The 670-nt window shown below is 68.1% G+C and carries 1 pseudogene; it reads right to left on the bottom strand.

The annotated features are described in order from the left end of the window. A pseudogene (locus tag JCM19049_RS16715) lies at positions 1-514 on the bottom strand (ornithine carbamoyltransferase); the annotation flags it as partial. Positions 515-670: the final 156 nt, after the last annotated feature.

Raw genomic sequence — 670 nt, forward strand, 5'->3', positions numbered from 1 at the left:
ACCCCGGCCAGCAGGTAGGAGTTGGCCATGTTGTTCGCCGCGTCGCCCAGGTAGGCCAGGCTCAGCCCGGCCAGCTCGCCCTTGTGCTCGCGCACGGTGAGCAGGTCGGCCAGCAGCTGGCAGGGTGGTAGTCGTCGGACAGGGCGTTGATGACCGGCACCGCGCAGTTCTGCGCCATCTGCTCAAGCCCGGCCTGGGCGTAGGTGCGCCAGACGATGGTGGAGACCATGCGCTCCAGGACCTTGGCCGAGTCGGCGATGGACTCCTTGTGCCCCAGCTGGGATTCGGCGGAGTTGATGATCAGCGGGGAGCCGCCCAGTTCGGCGATGCCGGCGTGGAAGGAGACCCGGGTGCGGGTGGAGGTCTTGTCGAAGAACACCGCCACGGTTTGCGGGCCGGCGTACGGGGTGTAGCCGTAGGGGTCGGCCTTCATCGCCTGCGCCAAATCCAGCACCTCGCGCTGTTCGGCCGGCGAGAGGTCCAGGTCGGTCAGGAAGTGGCGGGTTGTTGCCATGGGCTAGTTCTCCTTGTGGGTCAGCAGTGCCTGGCCGATCAGGGCCGGCAGCTTGGCGATGAAGGTGGACAGCTGGTCGCGGGTGATGACCAGCGGCGGGGCCAGGCGGATGGTGGCCGGCCCGGTGGTGTTGATGATGAACCCCGGCGTCCAGGG

Source organism: Arthrobacter sp. JCM 19049, assembly GCF_001310435.1.